Source organism: Burkholderia gladioli (assembly GCF_000959725.1).
In the GTDB taxonomy this organism is placed as follows: Bacteria; Pseudomonadota; Gammaproteobacteria; order Burkholderiales; family Burkholderiaceae; genus Burkholderia; species Burkholderia gladioli.
The window spans coordinates 500,824-518,563 of the sequence record NZ_CP009323.1 but is presented as its reverse complement, the minus strand read 5'-3'; the positions used below and the strand labels follow the sequence as shown (position 1 = coordinate 518,563).

At 66.2% G+C, this 17,740-nt stretch carries 19 protein-coding genes and 1 tRNA gene; all 20 read left to right on the top strand.

The genetic code is table 11. The features are described from left to right. Positions 1–3 precede the first annotated feature (3 nt). The 20 genes from BM43_RS19260 (at position 4) to BM43_RS37605 (ending at position 17,646) form a co-directional block, all read left to right on the top strand. Positions 4–258, top strand: coding sequence for a hypothetical protein (locus BM43_RS19260; protein WP_127841026.1), 255 nt, complete (start codon positions 4–6; stop codon positions 256–258). Next, positions 255–566 (top strand): hypothetical protein, encoded by a 312-nt coding sequence (locus BM43_RS19255; RefSeq protein ID WP_127841027.1) that lies wholly within the window; start codon positions 255–257, stop codon positions 564–566. The genes BM43_RS19260 and BM43_RS19255 overlap by 4 nt, the downstream gene beginning before the upstream one ends. Before the next feature lie 67 nt (positions 567–633). Beyond that, on the top strand, positions 634–1,410 hold the full coding sequence (locus BM43_RS40605) for a hypothetical protein (RefSeq protein WP_042286049.1): 777 nt from the start codon (positions 634–636) through the stop codon (positions 1,408–1,410). Beyond that, positions 1,407–1,592, top strand: coding sequence for a hypothetical protein (locus BM43_RS19245; RefSeq protein WP_036049752.1), 186 nt, complete (start codon positions 1,407–1,409; stop codon positions 1,590–1,592). The genes BM43_RS40605 and BM43_RS19245 overlap by 4 nt, the downstream gene beginning before the upstream one ends. Positions 1,593–1,643: 51 nt before the next feature. Then, entirely contained in the window at positions 1,644–2,258 is a 615-nt protein-coding gene (locus BM43_RS19240; RefSeq protein WP_042286051.1) for a hypothetical protein, read from the top strand. Beyond that, positions 2,255–3,637 (top strand): phage terminase large subunit, encoded by a 1,383-nt coding sequence (locus BM43_RS19235; protein ID WP_052409244.1) that lies wholly within the window; start codon positions 2,255–2,257, stop codon positions 3,635–3,637. Before BM43_RS19240 ends, BM43_RS19235 begins: the two co-directional genes overlap by 4 nt. A 30-nt stretch (positions 3,638–3,667) precedes the next feature. Continuing rightward, positions 3,668–3,766 (top strand) — tRNA-OTHER (locus tag BM43_RS19230). Between the two features lie 215 nt (positions 3,767–3,981). Next, entirely contained in the window at positions 3,982–6,171 is a 2,190-nt protein-coding gene (locus BM43_RS19225) for a portal protein (RefSeq protein WP_036049755.1), read from the top strand. An 88-nt stretch (positions 6,172–6,259) separates the two neighbouring features. Then, positions 6,260–7,033 (top strand): hypothetical protein, encoded by a 774-nt coding sequence (locus tag BM43_RS42300; protein ID WP_036049758.1) that lies wholly within the window; start codon positions 6,260–6,262, stop codon positions 7,031–7,033. A 198-nt stretch (positions 7,034–7,231) separates the two neighbouring features. Next, positions 7,232–8,446, top strand: coding sequence for a P22 phage major capsid protein family protein (locus BM43_RS19215; RefSeq protein ID WP_042286053.1), 1,215 nt, complete (start codon positions 7,232–7,234; stop codon positions 8,444–8,446). A 54-nt stretch (positions 8,447–8,500) separates the two neighbouring features. Then, the gene (locus BM43_RS19210; protein ID WP_036049761.1) at positions 8,501–8,902 is read left to right on the top strand and encodes a hypothetical protein; all 402 of its coding nucleotides are present in this window, start codon (positions 8,501–8,503) and stop codon (positions 8,900–8,902) included. Between the two features lies 1 nt (position 8,903). Further along, positions 8,904–9,635 (top strand): hypothetical protein, encoded by a 732-nt coding sequence (locus BM43_RS41380; protein WP_036049764.1) that lies wholly within the window; start codon positions 8,904–8,906, stop codon positions 9,633–9,635. Next, positions 9,635–11,077, top strand: a complete 1,443-nt coding sequence (locus BM43_RS19200) for a packaged DNA stabilization protein (RefSeq protein ID WP_036049766.1) — start codon at positions 9,635–9,637, stop codon at positions 11,075–11,077. The genes BM43_RS41380 and BM43_RS19200 overlap by 1 nt, the downstream gene beginning before the upstream one ends. Positions 11,078–11,080: 3 nt before the next feature. Next, entirely contained in the window at positions 11,081–11,644 is a 564-nt protein-coding gene (locus BM43_RS19195; RefSeq protein ID WP_036049769.1) for a hypothetical protein, read from the top strand. Positions 11,645–11,647: 3 nt separating this feature from the next. Next, on the top strand, positions 11,648–11,980 hold the full coding sequence (locus BM43_RS19190; protein WP_111946354.1) for a hypothetical protein: 333 nt from the start codon (positions 11,648–11,650) through the stop codon (positions 11,978–11,980). Positions 11,981–11,990: 10 nt separating this feature from the next. Next, positions 11,991–12,209, top strand: coding sequence for a hypothetical protein (locus BM43_RS19185; protein ID WP_036049774.1), 219 nt, complete (start codon positions 11,991–11,993; stop codon positions 12,207–12,209). A gap of 11 nt (positions 12,210–12,220) precedes the next feature. Next, positions 12,221–12,544, top strand: a complete 324-nt coding sequence (locus BM43_RS37610; protein ID WP_052409245.1) for a hypothetical protein — start codon at positions 12,221–12,223, stop codon at positions 12,542–12,544. A 13-nt stretch (positions 12,545–12,557) separates the two neighbouring features. Further along, complete coding sequence (locus tag BM43_RS41375) at positions 12,558–12,731, top strand: hypothetical protein (RefSeq protein WP_155296533.1); 174 nt, start codon at positions 12,558–12,560, stop codon at positions 12,729–12,731. Positions 12,732–12,910: 179 nt separating this feature from the next. Beyond that, the gene (locus tag BM43_RS19175) at positions 12,911–14,353 is read left to right on the top strand and encodes a hypothetical protein (protein ID WP_036049776.1); all 1,443 of its coding nucleotides are present in this window, start codon (positions 12,911–12,913) and stop codon (positions 14,351–14,353) included. Then, a complete protein-coding gene (locus tag BM43_RS37605) occupies positions 14,353–17,646 on the top strand; it encodes a transglycosylase SLT domain-containing protein (protein ID WP_052409246.1) in 3,294 nt (1,097 codons plus the stop codon). Before BM43_RS19175 ends, BM43_RS37605 begins: the two co-directional genes overlap by 1 nt. Positions 17,647–17,740: the final 94 nt, after the last annotated feature.

The window sequence follows — 17,740 nt, the reverse complement described above, 5'->3', positions numbered from 1 at the left end:
ACGATGAAAGATTTGATGATGGGCCATGCCGCGGTGTATCCGGCGCCCGCTGTTGCTCCGCTGCCGGCCGCGATCACCGGCGCAACGCAGCAGAGCTGTCGCCTCGCGCCGTACACGCTCGCGCGGATCGAACGCGAGGCTCGCGCGATGCAGCTGACGCCCGACCAGTTGGTGGACCGCGCGCTGCTCGCGCTGGCCGACGAGGTGGACGCGGAGCGACGTTCGCGCGCAGCGCTGCCGCCGGGCGACGAGCGATGAGCTCATTCGTTGGGATGACCTTCGGCGCAGGCGTCGTCGTCATGCTCGACGGCAATGAGTTCGACCGCTGCACGTTCGATCATTGCCGCCTGATTTTCTGCGGCGGCCCGTTTGAGGTGATGAACTGCAGCTTTGCCGAGCCCCAGATCGTGTTCGACGGCGCGGCGGCGCGCACCCTGGCGTTCGTGCGCGAGATGGGCGGCATGGCCGGTTCGGCGGCCTGGTTCGAGGAGGTGATTGCTCGGCTGCGCGAGCGCGTCACGGTGGGCGCCGTGCCTTCGCCGCCGGTGCCGACCACGATGCACTGACCGTAGCGTTTCTGGACCGGGCCAGTTTCCCGGATAATCGTAGTAATCCTTATTTTCGGAGTGTGAAATGAAACGAACCTTTCTCGTTCGCGCGCTGCTCGGCGCCGCGATCCCGATGATGATGGCCGAGGACGTGCCGGCCGCAACCCAGGCCGCTCCGGAGGGCGGCGCGCCGGTGGGGGAGCCCGCTGCGTCCCAGCCCGATGCGGCTGTGACGGTACTGGAGTCGTCCGGCGAGGCGCCAGCCTCTGGTACTGCGGCTGCCCCGTTGGAGTCTTCCGGCACGAGCGCGATTCCGAGCGCCGCCGCCGAGAGCTCGACCATTTCCTCCTCCTCGGCTACGACCACGCTTTCGACGGCGGCGGCTCCCGATACGAACTCGATCGCGGGCCACCCGGTTCCGACAACGGCGGCGTTGCCATCCTTGCCCGCTGACGCGACGCTCGCGGATGCCGGCGGCATTCCGCCGACCGCGGCGCCCGCGCTCGATCCCGCGCTCGGGCAGATCCCGGCGCCGCCCGCCATCCCCGCCGAGGCGCCCGCCGGCCAGGCTGCCGCCTCGGCGTCGCAGCTCATGTTCGAGATCCACAGCGTGACGGAAAACGTCCCCCCGATTCGCATCTATGCCGACGGCACGGTCGACGGGCTGCCCGCTGGCTATCAGCTCGTGATCAATCGCGGCGCCGCGGTGGCGGCCGAGCTGGAGAACCTGAAGGCGGATGACCGTCACCTGTCGCTGCTGGCGTCCTGGCACAAGGAAATGGAAGTGCTCGGCCGCGGCCTGTCCGGTGAGGTGACGCGGCTGCTCGGCGAGACGAAGAAATACCTGGAGGATGTCCTGTGATCGAGCTGCGGACTTACGTGGTGAGCACGCCGACGGGGCCGATTGTCATCGAGGCGGAAAGGTACCAGATCGACAGCCAGACTCCCGAACGGCCCCGCCTTGCTCTCACGGCCGATGGCCGAACCGTCGCGGAATTCGTCCATTTCGCGGGCATCTGGGAGCAGGTGCGGCAGAAGGCCTAACGGCACGCGCCGGGCTCCGCGCCCGGCGTATTTCCATGTGGGAAGGGAAGGATGGCGGAAGAGAAGGAAAAGCCCGATTGGGAGCGGATCGAGGCCGAATATCGGGCCGGCGTGCTGTCGCTCCGGGAAATCGCGAAAGCGCATCCCGGCGTGAGCCATGTAACGATCAAGCGGCGGGCCGACAAGGAAGGATGGACCCGCGACCTTGCCGAACGCATACAGGCCAAGGCGGAGGAGCTTGTAACAAAGCAGGCTGTAACGGAGGATGTAACGCGGCAACGTGCCGTTACGGAACGCGAGGTGATCGACGCGAACGCGGCTCGGATCGCCCAGGTGCGCGGCGAGCACCGAGCGGACATCGCCCGCGCCCGGCAGCTCGCCATGACGCTGCTGGCCGAGGTCGAGGCCGAGACGAGCGGGATCGAGCACCTGCAGGAGCTGGGCGTGTTGCTGTTCAGCCCGGATGAGCGCGGCCGCGACCGGCTGAACGAGATTTACCAGAAGGTGATTTCGTCGGCCGGCCGCATCGATTCGATGAAACGCCTGTCGGAAACCCTCCGCCACCTCATCGCGCTCGAGCGGGAGGCCTACGGGCTGAAGGAAGCGGAGAAGCCTGGCAGCGGTATGGTGGGCGTTCCTGTCACGCCGGCGGATGAGCGTCTGTGACGATCAAGCTTGAATTCCACCTGACCGCGCGCCAGCAAGAGGCGCTTGGCGTCGCGGGCGGGGCGGCCACGCATGTGATGTTCTTCGGGGGCTCGCGCTCCGGGAAAACGTTCCTGCACTGCCGCAATATCATGATGCGCGCCGTGATGGCGCCCGGCAGCCGGCACCTGATCGCCCGCTTCCGCTTCAATGCGGCCAAGACTGCGATCGCGCTCGACACGTTCCCGAAGATGGCGAAGCTATGCTTTCCGGACGTGGAGCTGCACCTCGACAGGTCCGATTGGTATTTCACGCTGCCGAACGGTTCGGAAATCTGGATCGCCGGCTTGGATGACGGCAAGCGCCTGGAGAAGATTCTCGGGAAGGAGTACGCAACCGTCTACCTGAACGAGTGCAGCGAAATCTCTTACTCGGCGCAGCAGCTGGTGCTCACGCGCCTGGCGCAGAAGGTCTATGTGCAGTTGGAGGGCCGCGCGCCGTTCCTGCTGCCGATGCGCTACTACTACGACTGCAACCCGCCCAGCAAGGCGCATTGGACCTACAAGCTGTTTGTGCAGAAGGTGAATCCGGACGACAACAAGCCGCTGGCGAAGCCGGACGACTACGTGCGGATCCAGATGAACCCGGAGAGCAATTCGGAGAATCTGGCCGCCGGCTATATCGAGAATCTGCGCAACATGGCGGCGCGCATGCGCAAGCGGTTCTACGACGGGGATTTCGCCGAGGCGAACCCGAATGCGCTGTTCGTGGATACGGACGTCGAGAAATGGCGCGTGCTGGACGGCGACGAGCTGCCGGACATGCAGCGCATCATTATCGCCGTGGACCCGTCCGGCGCCGACGAGCAGAACAACGAAGGGAACGATCCGATCGGCATCGTCGCGGTGGGGCTGGGCACGGATGGGAATGCCTACGTGCTCGAGGATGCGACCGTGCTGGCCGGCCCGCGCGTCTGGGGCAATGTCGCGGTCACGGTGTGGGAACGGCTGGAGGGCGATGCTATTGTCGGCGAGGTGAATTTCGGTGGCGCCATGGTGGGATTCGTCATCCGCACCGCGGCGCAGCATCTCGACCGCCGGCCGCTGTACAAGCAGGTGCGGGCTAGCCGCGGCAAGGTGGTGCGAGCCGAGCCGTTCAGCGCGCTCTACGAGCTCGGCCGCGTGCGCCACGTCGGGCATTTCCCCGAGCTGGAGGAGGAGATCTACGCGTTCTCGACGAACGGCTACACCGGCGAGCGGTCCCCGAACCGGGCCGATGCGCTGTTCTGGGCGCTGGCCGAGCTGTTCCCGTCCTTGGTGGCGCCGAAGAAGAAGGAGGAGCAGCAGCCGGCCCAGCCGCCGGCGCTGGCCGGTCACTCGGATGGGTGGATGGCTGGATAGGCTAGAATTCGTTCGCAGTGCAGATGTTTTGCTGGCATAGCTCAGTTGGCAGAGCGGCCCACGTAATTGCTGACCGGGATCGTCGCGCCCGGGCGTGGGCAGGCGCGGGTTCGAGGCCCGCTGCCGGCTCCTCACGCATGGCGGCCGGTCGGTGTCCGGGACGATGGTGCAGCCCGGGGGTGGGAGAAGATAGCCCAGCAAAGCCCAGCTCTGGCCGATCAGCCTACGGCGCGGTGGTTCGAATCCATCCATCGGCCGCCAGTCGTGAGGATCAAAGCGCACCGGGCGCCTTCCCGGGGTAGTCGGCGTGTCGGCCTCGCCAGCCACGGATTGGGATTTCTCCGATGGACGGCGATGATCACTCGTTGGATGACGAGCGCGGCACCAGCAATGCTGCCGTGCTCGCGCGCGTCAAGCGGCGCTGGAAGCGCTGCCGCGATTGGGAGGGCGAATCGCACGACCTTGGGCTGCGCGACATGCAGTTTCTCGTCGGCGATTCGGACAACGGTTTCCAGTGGGACGATCTGATCCGGACGGCCCGTCAGTCGGACAAGAAACCGTGCCTCACGATCAATAAGACCCACGTGCACTGGCTGTCCGTCGTCAATGACGGGAAGGCGCAGAAACCCTCGGTGAAGGTGCATCCGGTATCGAACGGGGCAACCTACGAGTCGGCGCAGGCGTTTGAATCCGTGATTCGTCATATCGAATACCTGAGCAATGCCCAGACGGCCTACGATCGCGCGCTGGAGTTCCAGGTGGGCGGCGGCATTGGATTCTGGCGGATCCAGACCGACTATATCGACGACAACGCTTTCGACCAGCAGATATTCATCCGCCAGGTGGATGACCCGTTCTCGGTCTACATGGATCCCGACATCAAGGAGCAGGACGGCTCCGACTCGATGTTCGCGTTCCTGTTCAGCGACATCCCCGATGAGGAGTATCTGGAGAAATACGGCCGGGAAGGGCTCGGCGTGACTACGACGATCGAGACCGATCCGAGCGTCACGGGCCGCATGGGCTACACGCGGATCCTCGAATATTTCGAAGTCGTCGAGAGCAAGGATTGGATGTACGCGTTCCGCGCCGGCGCCGAGGTGCGCACGGTACGGTGGTCGCAGATGGACAAGCAGCTGCGTGAGCTGGTGCGCAAGGCCGAGGAAAGCGGCGTCGAGCTGCACAAGCGCCGCATCAAGGACCGTCAGGTGTGGTGGTATCTGATCGCCGGCGAGCAGGTGATCGAGCGCCGCCGGTGGGCCGGCAAGTACATCCCGTTGGTGCGCTGCATTGGCGAGGAGTTCGTGTTGGACGGGAAGCTCGAGCGCAAGGGGCTGGTGCGCTACCTGATCGACCCGCAGAAGATGTACAACTTCAACGCGAGCTCGCAGTCGGAGTTCGTCCAGGCTCAGGGAAAGACGCCCTGGATCGCGTCCCCGCAGGCGATCGCCGGCTACGAGAACTACTACAAGACCGCGAACCATATCAATCACGCCTGGCTGCCATACAACGCCTATGACGACGCCGGGCAGCCGCTGCAGCCGCCGGTGCGTGCCCAGCCTCCGACGATCTCGCCGGCCTACGAGGCGGGCATGGAGGCGGCCGCGGAGCAGATGAAGATGGCGAGTGGGCAATACGATGCCTTGATGGGCGCGCCGTCGAACGAAACCACCGGCGTAGCGATCGATCGGCGCGCGCGCCAGGGCGAGCGGGCCACCTACCATTTCATCGACGGCCAGGCGAAGGCTATCCGCTTCACGGGCAAGATCCTCATCGACCTGATTCCGAAAGTCATGTCGACGGAACGCGTCATCCGCACGCAGGGCGAGGACCAGAAGGAGACGACGCTGGAGATCGCGCCGACATCGCCGCTGGGCATTTCGAAGCGCGGGGACGTGAGCATTTTCAACCCAAGTGTCGGCACGTTCGACGTGGTGGCGGATGTCGGGCCGAATTTCCAGACGCGGCGCGCCGAGGCGTTCAACGCGTTCAAGGAAATCATGTCCCAGAATGCCGAGCTGGTGTCCGTGGCCGGCGACCTGTTCCTGCGCGCGGCGGATTTCCCGATGGCCGACGAGCTCGCGGAGCGCCTGGAGAACTGGATCCGCGTGTCGAATCCGGCTGTGCTCGGCGAGGCACCGTCGCCGCAGGTTCAGCAGCTGCAGCAGCAGGTTCAGCAGCTGAGCCAGCAATTGCAGGCCGCCCAGCAGGCGCTCACCGACAAGGGGGAAACGCATCGCCTCCAGCAGCAGCGCAACGATATCGATTACCTGAACCACCTGGCGCTGCGCACCGACGAGGACCACCAGAAGGCCGTGAACGCCTACAAGGCCGTCACGGAGCGGCTGAAGGCGCTGGGGATTATCAGCCCCGAGGTGTCGGCCGAGACCGTCGCGGACGCTTTGCGGGATCCGCTGCCGGGCGTCGAACATGCCGCAGGCGACCCGATGAACGAGGCGAGCCAACTGCCGAGCTGGCTGCCGGCCGCCGCTCAGCCAAGCCAGCCGGGATTTCCAGCCGGCGGACAGGGGTGATTGTGCTGTTTTGAAATTACTTCGGACTTCTGACTATAATTTCGTCATCCGCGATGAGCGGAGTTCCCAAACATGACCCAAGGCGATCATGGACCCCAAGCAGGAAAACGGCGACGCGTCCGATAACGCGGTGCAGCAGCCCGAGAATCAGGATGGTCCGCAGGGCACGGACGGAAGCCGGCGCGGCGAGCCCCCTCCCAAGTGGGCGATGACGCGGATCGGCGAATTGACCCGGCAACGCCGGGAGGCCGAGCAGAATGCCGAGCGTCTGGCGGCCGAGAATGCCCGCCTCCTGCAGCAAATCGGCGCTGGCGGCGGTGGTGATGGCGGTGATGGTGGTGGTAACGGGGAGGGCGGTGGTCGAGCCGGCGGCGCTGCCCCTTCGCAGCAGGCGGTCGAGGAAATGGCGGAGCGCATTGCAGCACGGCGCATCGCGGAGCGTGAATATCTGGCCTCCATCCAGAAAACGGAGCAGGCGGGTCGGAAGGAGTTCCAGGACTTCGACCAGGTGGTGCAGCAGTTCGGAGCGATCGGCGGCATCCCAGCGCCGATGTTCCAGGCGATCAACCGCCTGGAGAACCCGCACCGGGTGCTGTACAGCCTCGGGAACGACCTCGAGCTGGCATCGCGTCTGACGTCGATGGACCCGATTCTGCTCGGCGTCGAGCTCGCGCGGCTGTCCGGCGCGATGCGGCCGATGGCTGTCGATGAAGCGGGGAATCGGTTGCCGCCGCCGATCGAGCCGCCCTCGGGGCGTTCGTCGGGCGGCGGCGGTGGTGGTGGTGACGTGGATCTCGACGACAACCTGTCGGACGAGCAATGGCATGCGGCGCGGGACCGGCAACGGCGCGCGGCACGCTGAGCAGGACGGGCGACACCGACCCGTAATCGGTGGTCAACCTACCGGGCCACAAGCCCGGGCGCAGTAAAGCTGCTCGCGCACAGTCTTGCGTGTGAAGTATCGGGGTGAGTCCCGCATGGGGCGATTGACGGCTACCCGGCCGTAGCTGTCAGGCGATTTCCGCCTGGCAAACGTCAATCGATCCATGAGGGATAAGCCGTGGCAGCGAACCAACTTCTCACAATCAGCAAGATCACGCGCGAGGCCGTTCACCGATTCGTGAACAGCAATGCGCTGCTGGGCATCATCAACAAGCAGTACGACGATCAATTCAACGGGACCGGCGCGAAGATCGGCGACACCGTGCGCATCCGCTATCCGGTGGATTATGTGGTCGGCGACGGCGCGACCATCGTTCCGCAGGCGACGAACGAAGCGCAAACCACGCTGACGCTCTCCAACCAGAAGAACGTGCCGGTGTCGTTCACGCAGGCTGATCTCACCCTGAAGCTGGACGACTTCAGCGAGCGGATCCTCAAGTCGGCGATGAACAACCTGGCCGGCGCGGTGGCCACCACCGTGATCGGCGTGTCGGAGATGGCCTCGGCCGCCGTGGCGAATTTCGATTCGAACGGCAACATCATCAAGCCGGACGCGCAGACGTTCCTCCTCGCCGGCGCGAAGCTGACGACCAACAGCGCGCCGAAGGGCGATCGGTATGCCGTGCTGGATCCGATGACGCAGGCGACCGCGGTTGCGTCGCTGGCAGGCCTGTTCAATCCGCAGATCAAGCTGAGCGAGCAGTACCGCACCGGCATGCTGTCGAAAGACACGTTGGGCCTGGACTTCTATGAAGACCAGACGATCATCACGCATACGGCCGGCACGGCGACCACCGCCACTGTCAACGGCGCGGGCCAGACGGGCAATACGCTCCTCATCAACGCCCTGTCGGGCACGCTCAACGCGGGCGACATCATCTCGATTCCTGGAGTGTATGCGCTTAACCGCGTGACGAAGCAATCGACGGGCGAGCTGCAGCAATTCGTGCTCACCGCGCCGGCGGCCAACGGCGCCACGTCGCTGTCGATCTATCCCGCGATCACGCCGGGCAACGTGCAGTACGGCACCGTCACGGCTTCGCCGGCCAACAACGCGCCGATCACGCCGTTCCTCCCGGCCGGCGGAACCTTCCGCAAGAACCTGGTGTTCCACGAGTCGGCAATGACCGTCGCCTCGGCCGACATCCTCCTGCCGAAAACCGGCGTGATCGAGTCGGCGCACTCCACGTACAAGGGCATGTCGATCGCCTACGTGAAGGGCTTCGACATCGTGAATTACCAGGAAATCTCGCGGATGGACTGCATCTTCGGCCAGACGATGGTGCGGCCGGAATGGTGCTGCAGCGTGTTCGCGCCGATCCAAGTGTCGTAACCCGCTCGGGGCGCGCTTCGCGGCGCGCTCCGACTTCATCTTTCCGGGAAAACCATGAGCAATTTGGACGAGCGCAATCCGCACTACAAGCGGGATCCGCGCAACTATGTCTCGCCGTACACCTATTCCGAGTACCCCAAGTACGTGACGCTGCCGGACGGCCGCGGCGTGACGGTCGAGAACGAGCTCGAGGAAGCCGCAGCGCTCGGCGAGATCGACGAGAACGGCGACCCTCGCGGGCCGGAGGGTGGCGGCCCGGAAGGTGGCGCGCCCGAAGACGCGCGCGACAGCGGCGAGGAAGTCGCCACGGCACCGGGCACGACTGCTCAGGGCACCGTGATCCGCAAGGCCCGTCAGCCTGGGCGACCGGGCCGGCCGTCGAATGCCGAGCGGGCGGCGCGCGCTGCCGCCGAGGCCGCGGCGTCCGGGGCCGGTGCCGGCAACCAGGGGAGCTGACGTGCCGACCACCCAGACGACGCCGAAGAAGCTCATCACGCGTGCGCTGAAGCGGGCGAACGTGCTGGGTGTCGGCCAGACGGCCAGCCCCGAGGACGTGAACGACGCATTCGACGAGATGGTGTCGATGCTCGCCGAATGGCAGACCGATCGCTACCTGGTATATCAGACCGTCGATGTCGTCGCGATGTCGACGGGCAAGCAGTCGTACACCATCGGGCCGGGCTGCGACTTCAACATCGCGCGACCGGAGCGCATCGAGCAGGCGTTCGCCCGCCAGCTGGCGACGGGCGCGCAGTCGGCGATCGACTACCCCCTCGACCCGCTGTTCGCGCGCGAGGACTACGACCGCATCCGCCTCAAGAATCTGTCGTCCTGGCCGCAGCTGATCTACTACGATCGCGGCTTTCCGACCGGCAACGTCTTCATCTGGCCGATCCCGAACAACTCGTTCGAGCTGCACCTCACGCTGATGCAGCAGCTGCAGACCTTCACGAACCCGGCGGAGGCCTTCAACATGCCGCCGATCTACCAGCGCACGATCGAGTACAACCTGACCGTCCTGCTCTATCCGATGTACGGGCTGCCGCCCGACCAGGTAGTGATCGCCACCGCAAAGAAGCTCTTGAACCGGCTGCGCGGCACCAATGCCGAGATCCCGCGCCTGGATATCGGCGGCGGCATTGGCGGCGTGCCGAACATCTACAACCCATACGGCGGCGGTGGCTTCTGATGGCCCGCTCCCGCGTTCCGCTGCTCGTCGGCTCGTACCAGGCACCGAGCCTCATCGCATCCGCGCAGCGGTGCGTGAACCTCTACATGGAGGCCAATCCGAAGGATTCGCCGTTCCCGACCACGCACCACCTCATGCCGGGCCTCACGCTGCTCGCCCAAGTGCCTGAGCAGGGCTGGCGCGGGCAATTCACCTCGTCGAACGGCCGGCTCTTCGGGGTGTGCGGGAACGCCCTCTACAACATCGCTTTCGATGCCAACGGCGTGATCGCCCCGAAGAAGCTGGGCACGATCCTGACCTCGAGCGGCCCCGTCGCGATGAACGACAACAGCGTGACGCTGCTGCTCGTCGACGGCACCGGCAACGGCTACACCGTCGACCTGGCGTCGCTGGCCTTCGCGCAGGTGTCGGATCCCGCGTTCTACGGCGCCAGCCGCGTCGACGTGGTGGACGGGTATTTCATCCTGAACCGGCCTGGCACCGCGCAGTTCTATATCAGCCTGTACCAGCAGGTTTCGTTCGATTCGCTCGACTTCGCCGCGAAGAACGGCTATTCCGACTCGCTGGTGGGCTCGATCGTCGCGAACCGGAATATCTGGCTGTTCGGCGCGCAGACCGCCGAGCTGTGGACCAACACAGGCGCGTCCGATTTCACGTTCTCACGCATGGATGGGGTGTTCATCCAGCACGGGTGCGCCGCGGTCGGCTCGCTCCAGCAGATGGACGGGTCCGTGTTCTTCCTCGCGCGCGATCCGCAGGGCCACGCCATCATCATGCGCACCGTCGCGCTCGAGGCGAAGAAGATTTCGACATTCGCGCTCGATTCCGAGCTGCAGTCCTACCCGACGATCGCCGACGCGACCTCGTATACGTTCCAGGTGTCGGGACACATGTTCTACGTGCTGTCGTTCCCGACGGCAAACAAGACCTGGGCCTACGACCTGTCGAGCGAGCAATGGACGGAATGGATCTACACGGACGCGAACGGCGGCGAGAATCGCCACCGCGTGGCGGCCGCCGCGTTCTGGAACGGGATGCACGTGGGCGGCGACTACGCGAACGGCAAGCTCTATCTGCTCGATCGCGACGCGCTGACCGACAACGGCTCGCCGATCGTGCGGCGGCGCGGCTTCCCGCACTCGGTCGACGTCGGAAACCGGGTGCTCTATCGCGAGCTGATCGCCGACTTCGAGGTGGGGGCCGAGCAGTCGACCTATGCTCAGGGCGACACGGCCGTCTATCTGCGATGGAGCGACACGAAGGGGAAGACGTGGAGCAACCCGATTGCATCCGACCTCGGGCCGCTCGGCGACTACCTGCGCTCGGTGCAGTTCCAGCGGCTCGGGATGGCGCGCGATCGCGTGTTCGAGCTGTTCTGGTCGGCGCCGATCAAAACTGCCCTCAACGGGGCATTCCTCAACGCTCAGCCCGTCAACGAGTGAACCATGGCCGATGACCTTGCCGCGCCGATGCCGCCCTACGGGACGCCTTTCCTCAACGGGGACGGGCGCACGGTCACGGAGGTGTGGTGGCGCTTCCTGCTCAAGCTGCAACGGCGCGGTGGAGGCGGCCAGGGGATCGACCTCACACAGCTGATCCAGCGCGTCGACGACATCGAGGACACCACCGCGGCGGCCGCCCCGTCGCTCACCCTCCTCGCCGCGCTGATCGGGCGGGTGGTGGAGCTGGAGCGTCGTGAGCTGGGATTCGTGCCGGCGCCCGCGCGCGCGCAGCAGGTGCCGAGTGAGGTGGTGGCGCGTCTGCCGCAGGTGGCCGTCGTCGATCACGCGCCCGTCGCGCGCCAGACGCTGGCCGAGCAGCATACCGAGCCGGCCGCCCCGCCGGCGAGCGTGCGGGCGAAGAATGGGCAGCTGAAAGTCGCGTCGTCGCTTCTCGACGGCGCAGCATCGCAGGCGGCGACACTGACGAACGCGCCCCTGGCCGGGAATCCGACGAAGTGGATTCCGATCAACGATAATGGGACGGTTCGTCACGTCCCGGCCTGGTGAAAAATGTCCACGAAATATGTTCAGTTCTGCCAAGCGGTTTTGACGGGCGCGGCCGCGCAGGTGTACGGCCCGATGCCCGGCAACACGACCGGCGCCATCCATGCCGCATCCGCATGGAATCCAGCAGGCGCGGCGGCCCCCGTGGCCGTCGACGTGTTCCTCGTTCCGGCCAGTGGCGCGGCCGGCGATGCGAACCACGTGGCGCGCGTGATGGTCGCGCCTGGCGAGTCCGAAACCCTGATCGACCTCATCAACCAGAAAATCCAGGCGGGGATGTCGATCGAAGCCTCCGGTGCCGGCGTGACGCTGACGGTATCGGGCGTCACCAGCGTCTAACGGAGGCCCTATGGCAACGAAACGCGCATCGCCGGCGCCAACGGTCAGTGCTGATGAGGCGCGCTGGCGCGCGCGTTCGGACGCCGACACGCTGGCCCAGGCGCAGGAAATCATGGCTGATCGCAAGCGGCTGTCGGCCGCCCAGCGCTCGGCGAAGGAACAGGCGACGCGGCTTGATCGTGTCGTGAATTGCGCGCCGAAGGGGCGCGCGCCAGTGAAACGCAAATAGGCGGAGGCCATATGCTGACAGGCAAGGAACGGGTGTATCTCAGTGAGGGCGGCTCGCCCGTCGAGCTCGACGAAATCGCCGATTTCGTGAACAGCGCGGGCGCGCAACCCAGCACCACGGCGCCGGCCGCGCTCGCGTCGGTCGCCGCGGTGGGTACCTCGACCGCTTATGCGCGCGCGGACCACGTTCATGCGATTCCGGGCGTCTCTGCCGGTAGCACGCGCGGGACGGTCCTGATCCAGCCGGCGATCGCCAACCTGACGGCGGCGCCCACGCAAGCCGACTTCAACAATCTGCTGGCCGCGCTTCGCCTGGCCGGCGTGATCTCGTCGTAACCACCAGGAGCACATGATGATGAAAGACCATCCGAAAGACCACGTGGAGCAGAACCGGCGCGAGCAGGATCGCGCTGCGAACCAGCTGGGCGCCGGCTTCGGCTCGGCGCATTCGAAGGGCGGCGGCAAGGGCGCGAAGCTGCCGCCGGTGCCGAGCGACAAGTCGAAGGGCGATTCGAAGAATTGAAATTCCCATGCGATCCGCTTTCACGGGCATGGAGATGTTGCGGGTAGGGCGCGCCTGGTGTAAGCGGATCGGCAATGCCGCTTCGAAAATCGCTTAGAATTGCCAACTAACAGCGCACCGGGCGCTCTCCCGGGGAAGTAAGGCGCATCGGCCTCGCCAGCCATGAACGGGGCTTCCCCATGGCCGGCGTCGATACTTCCATCTATCAGGCTCTTCAGCAGCCGAATCCTGTCCAGGGCACGAGCAATGCCGTGGGCCTGGCCGGGCAGATCACGCAGACCCAGACCGCCCAGCAGCAGCTACAGGCGCGCCAGGGGCTCGCCCAGGCCTATCAGCAGGCCACCGATCCTCAAACCGGACAAGTCGACCGCAGCAAGCTCGCTGCGATCGTCTCGCAGGATCCGCGAACGGCCTGGACCACAGCCGAGACGATGCAGGGCGCCAATGCGGCCGCGCAGGGTGCGCAGACACTCGACCAGAACACGTGGTCGACGGCCGTCCAGAAGGCAAACTACCTGTACGGCCTGGCGTCGTCGCTCGGCCAGCAGACGCCCGACCAAGCGCGGCAGACCTTCCAGTTCGCGAAGGATGCCGGTCTGATCCATCCGATGATGGAGGCGCAAATCAAGGCCGCGATCCCGACCGATCCGTCGCAGATGCCTGCGTTTGCCGCCGACATGCAGCGCCGCTCGATGAGCGGATTGGAGCAGCTGCACGCCTATGGCGTGAACCTCGGATACGTGAACAACGGCCAGGCGAATATCCCGGTCAACATGAACGGCAATTCGCCGACGGCCGGCCAGCCGATCGCTGGCGCCCAGCCGATTCCGAATCAGTTGACGCCTGGCGAGCAGGGCGCGCTGGTGCCTGTCCAGCAGCCCGACGGCCGCACGGTCTACATGCCGGCCGGGGCGGTGCGCGCGGCCTCGGGCGCGCCGACGGCGCAGGGAGGTGCGGGGTACACGGGGCGGCCGCCCCAGCCCATGACGGCCACGAACGCGCCGGCGACGACGATCGGCCAGCAGGCCGGCGCTACGCAGTCGGCGCAGGCATATACGAACGCCGTGACCGCGGGGAACAACTCGCAGACCAATCTCCAGACGCTGGCCGGCGTGCGCCAGGCGATCGAGTCGGGCGCAAACCTCGGCCCGGGCGGCGCGGGTCTCACGCAGATCCAATCCTGGCTGGTCTCGCACGGCATGTCGCAGTCGGACGCCGCGAAGGTGCAGAACAGCGAGGAGGCGTACAAGCTGATGCAGCAGTACGCAAACCAGATGTCGCTCGGCGGCACCGGTACCGATTCGCGCTTGAACGCAGCGATCGCGAGCAACCCGAACCCGGCGTATTCGAAGAACACGAATCTGGCGCTCGTCGACCGGCTGCAGGCGCTCGAGCAGCAGACGCAGGACACGCGGGATGCGTTCCAGGCGTCCGGACTGACGCCCGACAAGTACCAGAGCTGGCTCCCGGGCTTCCAGAAGACGCATGGGATCGCCGTCTACCAGTTCGGCTCGATGACGCCGCAGCAGCAGGGAGCCTACCTCAAGGCGCTGACGCCGCAGCAGCGCACGCAGTTCGCGACCGGCCTGGCCGACTATCAGTCGCGTAGCGGGGGCCAGTGATGCCGAACCTTCCGGACCTGTCTGGCTTCGTCTCGGCGGCAGCCAGCAAATACAACCTCGATCCGTCGTTCGTGAATGCCGTTGTGCAGCAGGAGTCGAGCGGCAATCCGAAGGCGTGGAACAAGTCGGGCGGCGGCCAGGGCGCGGCCGGCGCGATGCAGGTGCGCGGCCCGGCGCTGTCGGACTACAACCAGGCGAACGGCACCAGCTACAAGATGTCCGACCTGCTCGACCCGGCCGTCGGGATCGACGTCGGTTCGTGGTACCTGAACCAGCAGCTCAGCAAGTTCGGCGACCCCGCGCGCGCCTTGTCGGCGTACAAGGATGGCGCGGCCTCGCCGAGCGCGCAGCAGGGCAGCTCGCCCTATGCGCAGCAGGTGCTCTCCCGTATTGGCTCACCTTCGGCCGCGCCGGCCGCAGCAGGCGTCGACACGTCCGGATATGGCGGCAGCGCCGGCGGCGCGTCGCAGAGCGGTGGCCCGGCCGCCCCGGCCGGCGCGCAGGGTGGCGCGGCCGCGCTCCTGGCGCAGTTCGGCTACGGCGCCGACGGCCAGCCGGCCACGCCGGCCGCCGGGCCGCAGAACGCTGCATCCGCGCCCCAAGCTGCCGCCACGCAAGGCTCGACGCCGGGCCAGGGCGGTGCCGCTGACGTGCTCGCGAAATTCGGATATGGCCCGGACGGCAAGCCGTCTGCGCCGGCGGCCACCGCTGCGAGCCAGACGACGCCAACGGTGGCCGCTGCCCCCGCTCCGGCCGCCCCCGCCCAGCCGACCCAGCAGCAGAAGGCGCAGCAGGCAATTCGAGACACGCTTGCTCAAGATCCGTTTTCGGAGGGGATGACCGACGGCGTGCAGAAGTTGATCGCTGGCGGAAATCAATTTCTCGCGCATTCGGCGAAGACGCTCACGGATACGTTTTCTTCCCCTGATAGCGCTCTTTCTCGGGTCGTTAACCAATGGTCCGGTTCGGCAGATCGGTTTGCCGCAAGCTCGTCTGCGCCGAACCCGAACGCACCCGGTTTGGTGGGCGCGGCTGGTGATTTTGTCGGCCAAGCCATTCCGACCATGGCACTTCCCGGGGGCACGGCACTTAAGGCGATCGCAGGCGGCGGTCTAGCGGGTTTGATTCAGCCTGTGGCGAGCAACGCGGCTGACAACTACTGGGCACAAAAGGGCGTTCAGGCGGGTCTCGGTGCTGCCAGCGCGGGTGTTGTCCATGGCGCACTAAACGTTGGCGCTGGACTGCTCAACTGGCGTGCTGCGAAGGCGAATCCCGATTCGCCGTTGCTCGCGCAGATCCGGGGCGCGCTCGGTGGCGATCCCATCGCGGCGCAGCCGCAAGCGCCGGTACCGGGCGTGCAGCCGACGCTCGCGGATCTCACGCAGAACGCCAACCTCGGCGCGATCCAGCGCAACCTCGCCGAAACGAATCCCCAGGCGTTTGCCGAACGCGGCGCCACGAACGCGGCCGCGCGGCAGCAGGCGTTCGATACCGCTGTCGGCACGCCGGCCGATGCGGCCACCGCGGCGGCGGCGGCGCGCACCACCGCTGATGCGCAGTATGCCGGCTCCGGGATCGACCAGCTGACGCCCGATCCCGAGCTCGCCGGCATCCTGCAGCGGCCGTCCATGGCGCCCGTCATGAAGCGCGCGGAACTGCTCGCCAACGAGTCCGGCGCCGGCAATCCGTTCCAGGCGCAGCGCGACGCCCTCCAAGCGCAGCACAACCAGATGTTCAACGACCTGGCCGGCACGCCGGAATCGGTTCAGGCGGCGAAGGATGTCCGCAACAGCGACGTATTCGACCGCTATCAGGCCGCCGGCGCGCAGGAGCTCCCGTTCGATGGTGATCTTGCGATGCTGATGCAGCGCCCCAGCATGCAGCGGGTGCTCAAGCGTGCGCAGAACCTTTCCGATGAGGAAGATGCGGGCCCGATCTTCATCCGCAACGAAGACGGCGAGCCGACGTCGCTGTCGGGCAATGCGGCCCACTACATCAAGCAGGGCCTGGACGATGAGATTCAGCTGGCGCGGGACAACAACCTGGGTGCGTCGGAGCGGCGAGCTATCACCAACACGCAGAGTCAGTTCCTGGGCTGGCTCGACAATCAGTCGCCCGAGTATGCGGGCGCGCGCGCGTCGTATGCGGAGCAGACGCAGCCGATCGAGGCACAAGAATACCTCCAAGGCCTCAACGTCACCGACGCAAACGGCAATGTCACGCTCCCGAAAATCGACAGCGCGGTCAAGAAGACCGAGCAACTGCGTGCGACGCCGGGCCTGAACGCGGCCAAGAATCTCACGGACGCGCAGATGAGCCAGCTGTACGCGCTGCGCGATGGCCTGCGCACCGCCGCGGCCGGCCCGGATATCTCGGCCTTCACGCCCGAGCAGATCCAGTTCGTCCAGCGTGCGCTTGACGACGAGCTCGCGAAGGGCACCAGTGGCGCGACGGCGAACCAGAACGCTGCGCTCCAGTCGTCCCGCGACCAGCTCGAGCAGTGGCTCGGCTCGCGCGCGCCCGACTACCTCGCTTCGAAAGAGACCGCGCAGGCCGGCCAGCAGAAGCTCATGGCCGACCAGTGGTTGCAGCACGACATCACCGACAGCATGGGGCGCCTCAACCTCAATTCGATCGAGCGGAAGGTTAAGCAGATCGAGGCTGCCCGGAAGGGCGAATCCGGGTCGATCGAGGCGGCGCGCTACGTCGACGACGACACGCTCGAGCAGCTGCGCGCGGTGCGCGACTCGCTGCGCGACGAGAAGATCACGGCGCCGAACGCGAAAGGCGGTTCGCCGACGTCGCAGAACACGAAGATCAAGAAGGAAATGGGCATGAACCGCCCCGATCCGGAAGCCGGAGCAGTGTCGGGGGCGCTGTCGCGCGCCACTGGCTGGGGGCTCGGCGGCGCGGCCGGATGGGCCCTTGGAAACCTGGTTGCGCCCGGCGTGGGAACAGCCCTCGGGCCACTCGTCGGTGCGAGCGCTGGCGGCGGCCTGGAACGCGCCTTTGCGCGCCGCGCCTTCGAGCGAGCATCGGATGCCTACGACGCGCGCATCGGGCGACTGACCGACATTTTCCTGAACCCGACGGCCGAGCATATCGCGGCACTGAACAACGGCACGCCGGTATCCAACCTGCAACGAGTGATCGACATGGCGCGCGGTGTCGACAAGAGCTCGGGGCTCCGCTCGGCGCTCAAGGGTGAACTTGTCCCGCGCTCACCCAAGGGGCTCGCCGCGGCCATCGGCGGCCAAGGCGGCAGCGCACTTTTCAACGTCATCAAACGCTGACAGATCGCTGTCCGTAGCAGTGTTCGGTCGATTTAATTAGGAGTTCATATGGTTGCCAAAGCAGTAGGAGTAGCAGGTGTCGCGGGCGCATTGG

What these genes read in the sequence shown, in the direction of transcription:
- BM43_RS19200 (WP_036049766.1), top strand. Translation starts at nt 9,635, where the DNA reads ATGGCCCGCTCCCGCGTTCCGCTGCTCGTCGGCTCGTACCAGGCACCG.
- BM43_RS19225 (WP_036049755.1), top strand. Translation starts at nt 3,982, where the DNA reads ATGGACGGCGATGATCACTCGTTGGATGACGAGCGCGGCACCAGCAAT.
- BM43_RS41375 (WP_155296533.1), top strand. Translation starts at nt 12,558, where the DNA reads ATGATGATGAAAGACCATCCGAAAGACCACGTGGAGCAGAACCGGCGC.
- BM43_RS40605 (WP_042286049.1), top strand. Translation starts at nt 634, where the DNA reads ATGAAACGAACCTTTCTCGTTCGCGCGCTGCTCGGCGCCGCGATCCCG.
- BM43_RS19185 (WP_036049774.1), top strand. Translation starts at nt 11,991, where the DNA reads ATGGCAACGAAACGCGCATCGCCGGCGCCAACGGTCAGTGCTGATGAG.
- BM43_RS42300 (WP_036049758.1), top strand. Translation starts at nt 6,260, where the DNA reads ATGGACCCCAAGCAGGAAAACGGCGACGCGTCCGATAACGCGGTGCAG.
- BM43_RS19240 (WP_042286051.1), top strand. Translation starts at nt 1,644, where the DNA reads ATGGCGGAAGAGAAGGAAAAGCCCGATTGGGAGCGGATCGAGGCCGAA.
- BM43_RS19175 (WP_036049776.1), top strand. Translation starts at nt 12,911, where the DNA reads ATGGCCGGCGTCGATACTTCCATCTATCAGGCTCTTCAGCAGCCGAAT.
- BM43_RS37610 (WP_052409245.1), top strand. Translation starts at nt 12,221, where the DNA reads ATGCTGACAGGCAAGGAACGGGTGTATCTCAGTGAGGGCGGCTCGCCC.
- BM43_RS19260 (WP_127841026.1), top strand. Translation starts at nt 4, where the DNA reads ATGAAAGATTTGATGATGGGCCATGCCGCGGTGTATCCGGCGCCCGCT.
- BM43_RS19255 (WP_127841027.1), top strand. Translation starts at nt 255, where the DNA reads ATGAGCTCATTCGTTGGGATGACCTTCGGCGCAGGCGTCGTCGTCATG.
- BM43_RS19210 (WP_036049761.1), top strand. Translation starts at nt 8,501, where the DNA reads ATGAGCAATTTGGACGAGCGCAATCCGCACTACAAGCGGGATCCGCGC.
- BM43_RS19190 (WP_111946354.1), top strand. Translation starts at nt 11,648, where the DNA reads ATGTCCACGAAATATGTTCAGTTCTGCCAAGCGGTTTTGACGGGCGCG.
- BM43_RS37605 (WP_052409246.1), top strand. Translation starts at nt 14,353, where the DNA reads ATGCCGAACCTTCCGGACCTGTCTGGCTTCGTCTCGGCGGCAGCCAGC.
- BM43_RS19195 (WP_036049769.1), top strand. Translation starts at nt 11,081, where the DNA reads ATGGCCGATGACCTTGCCGCGCCGATGCCGCCCTACGGGACGCCTTTC.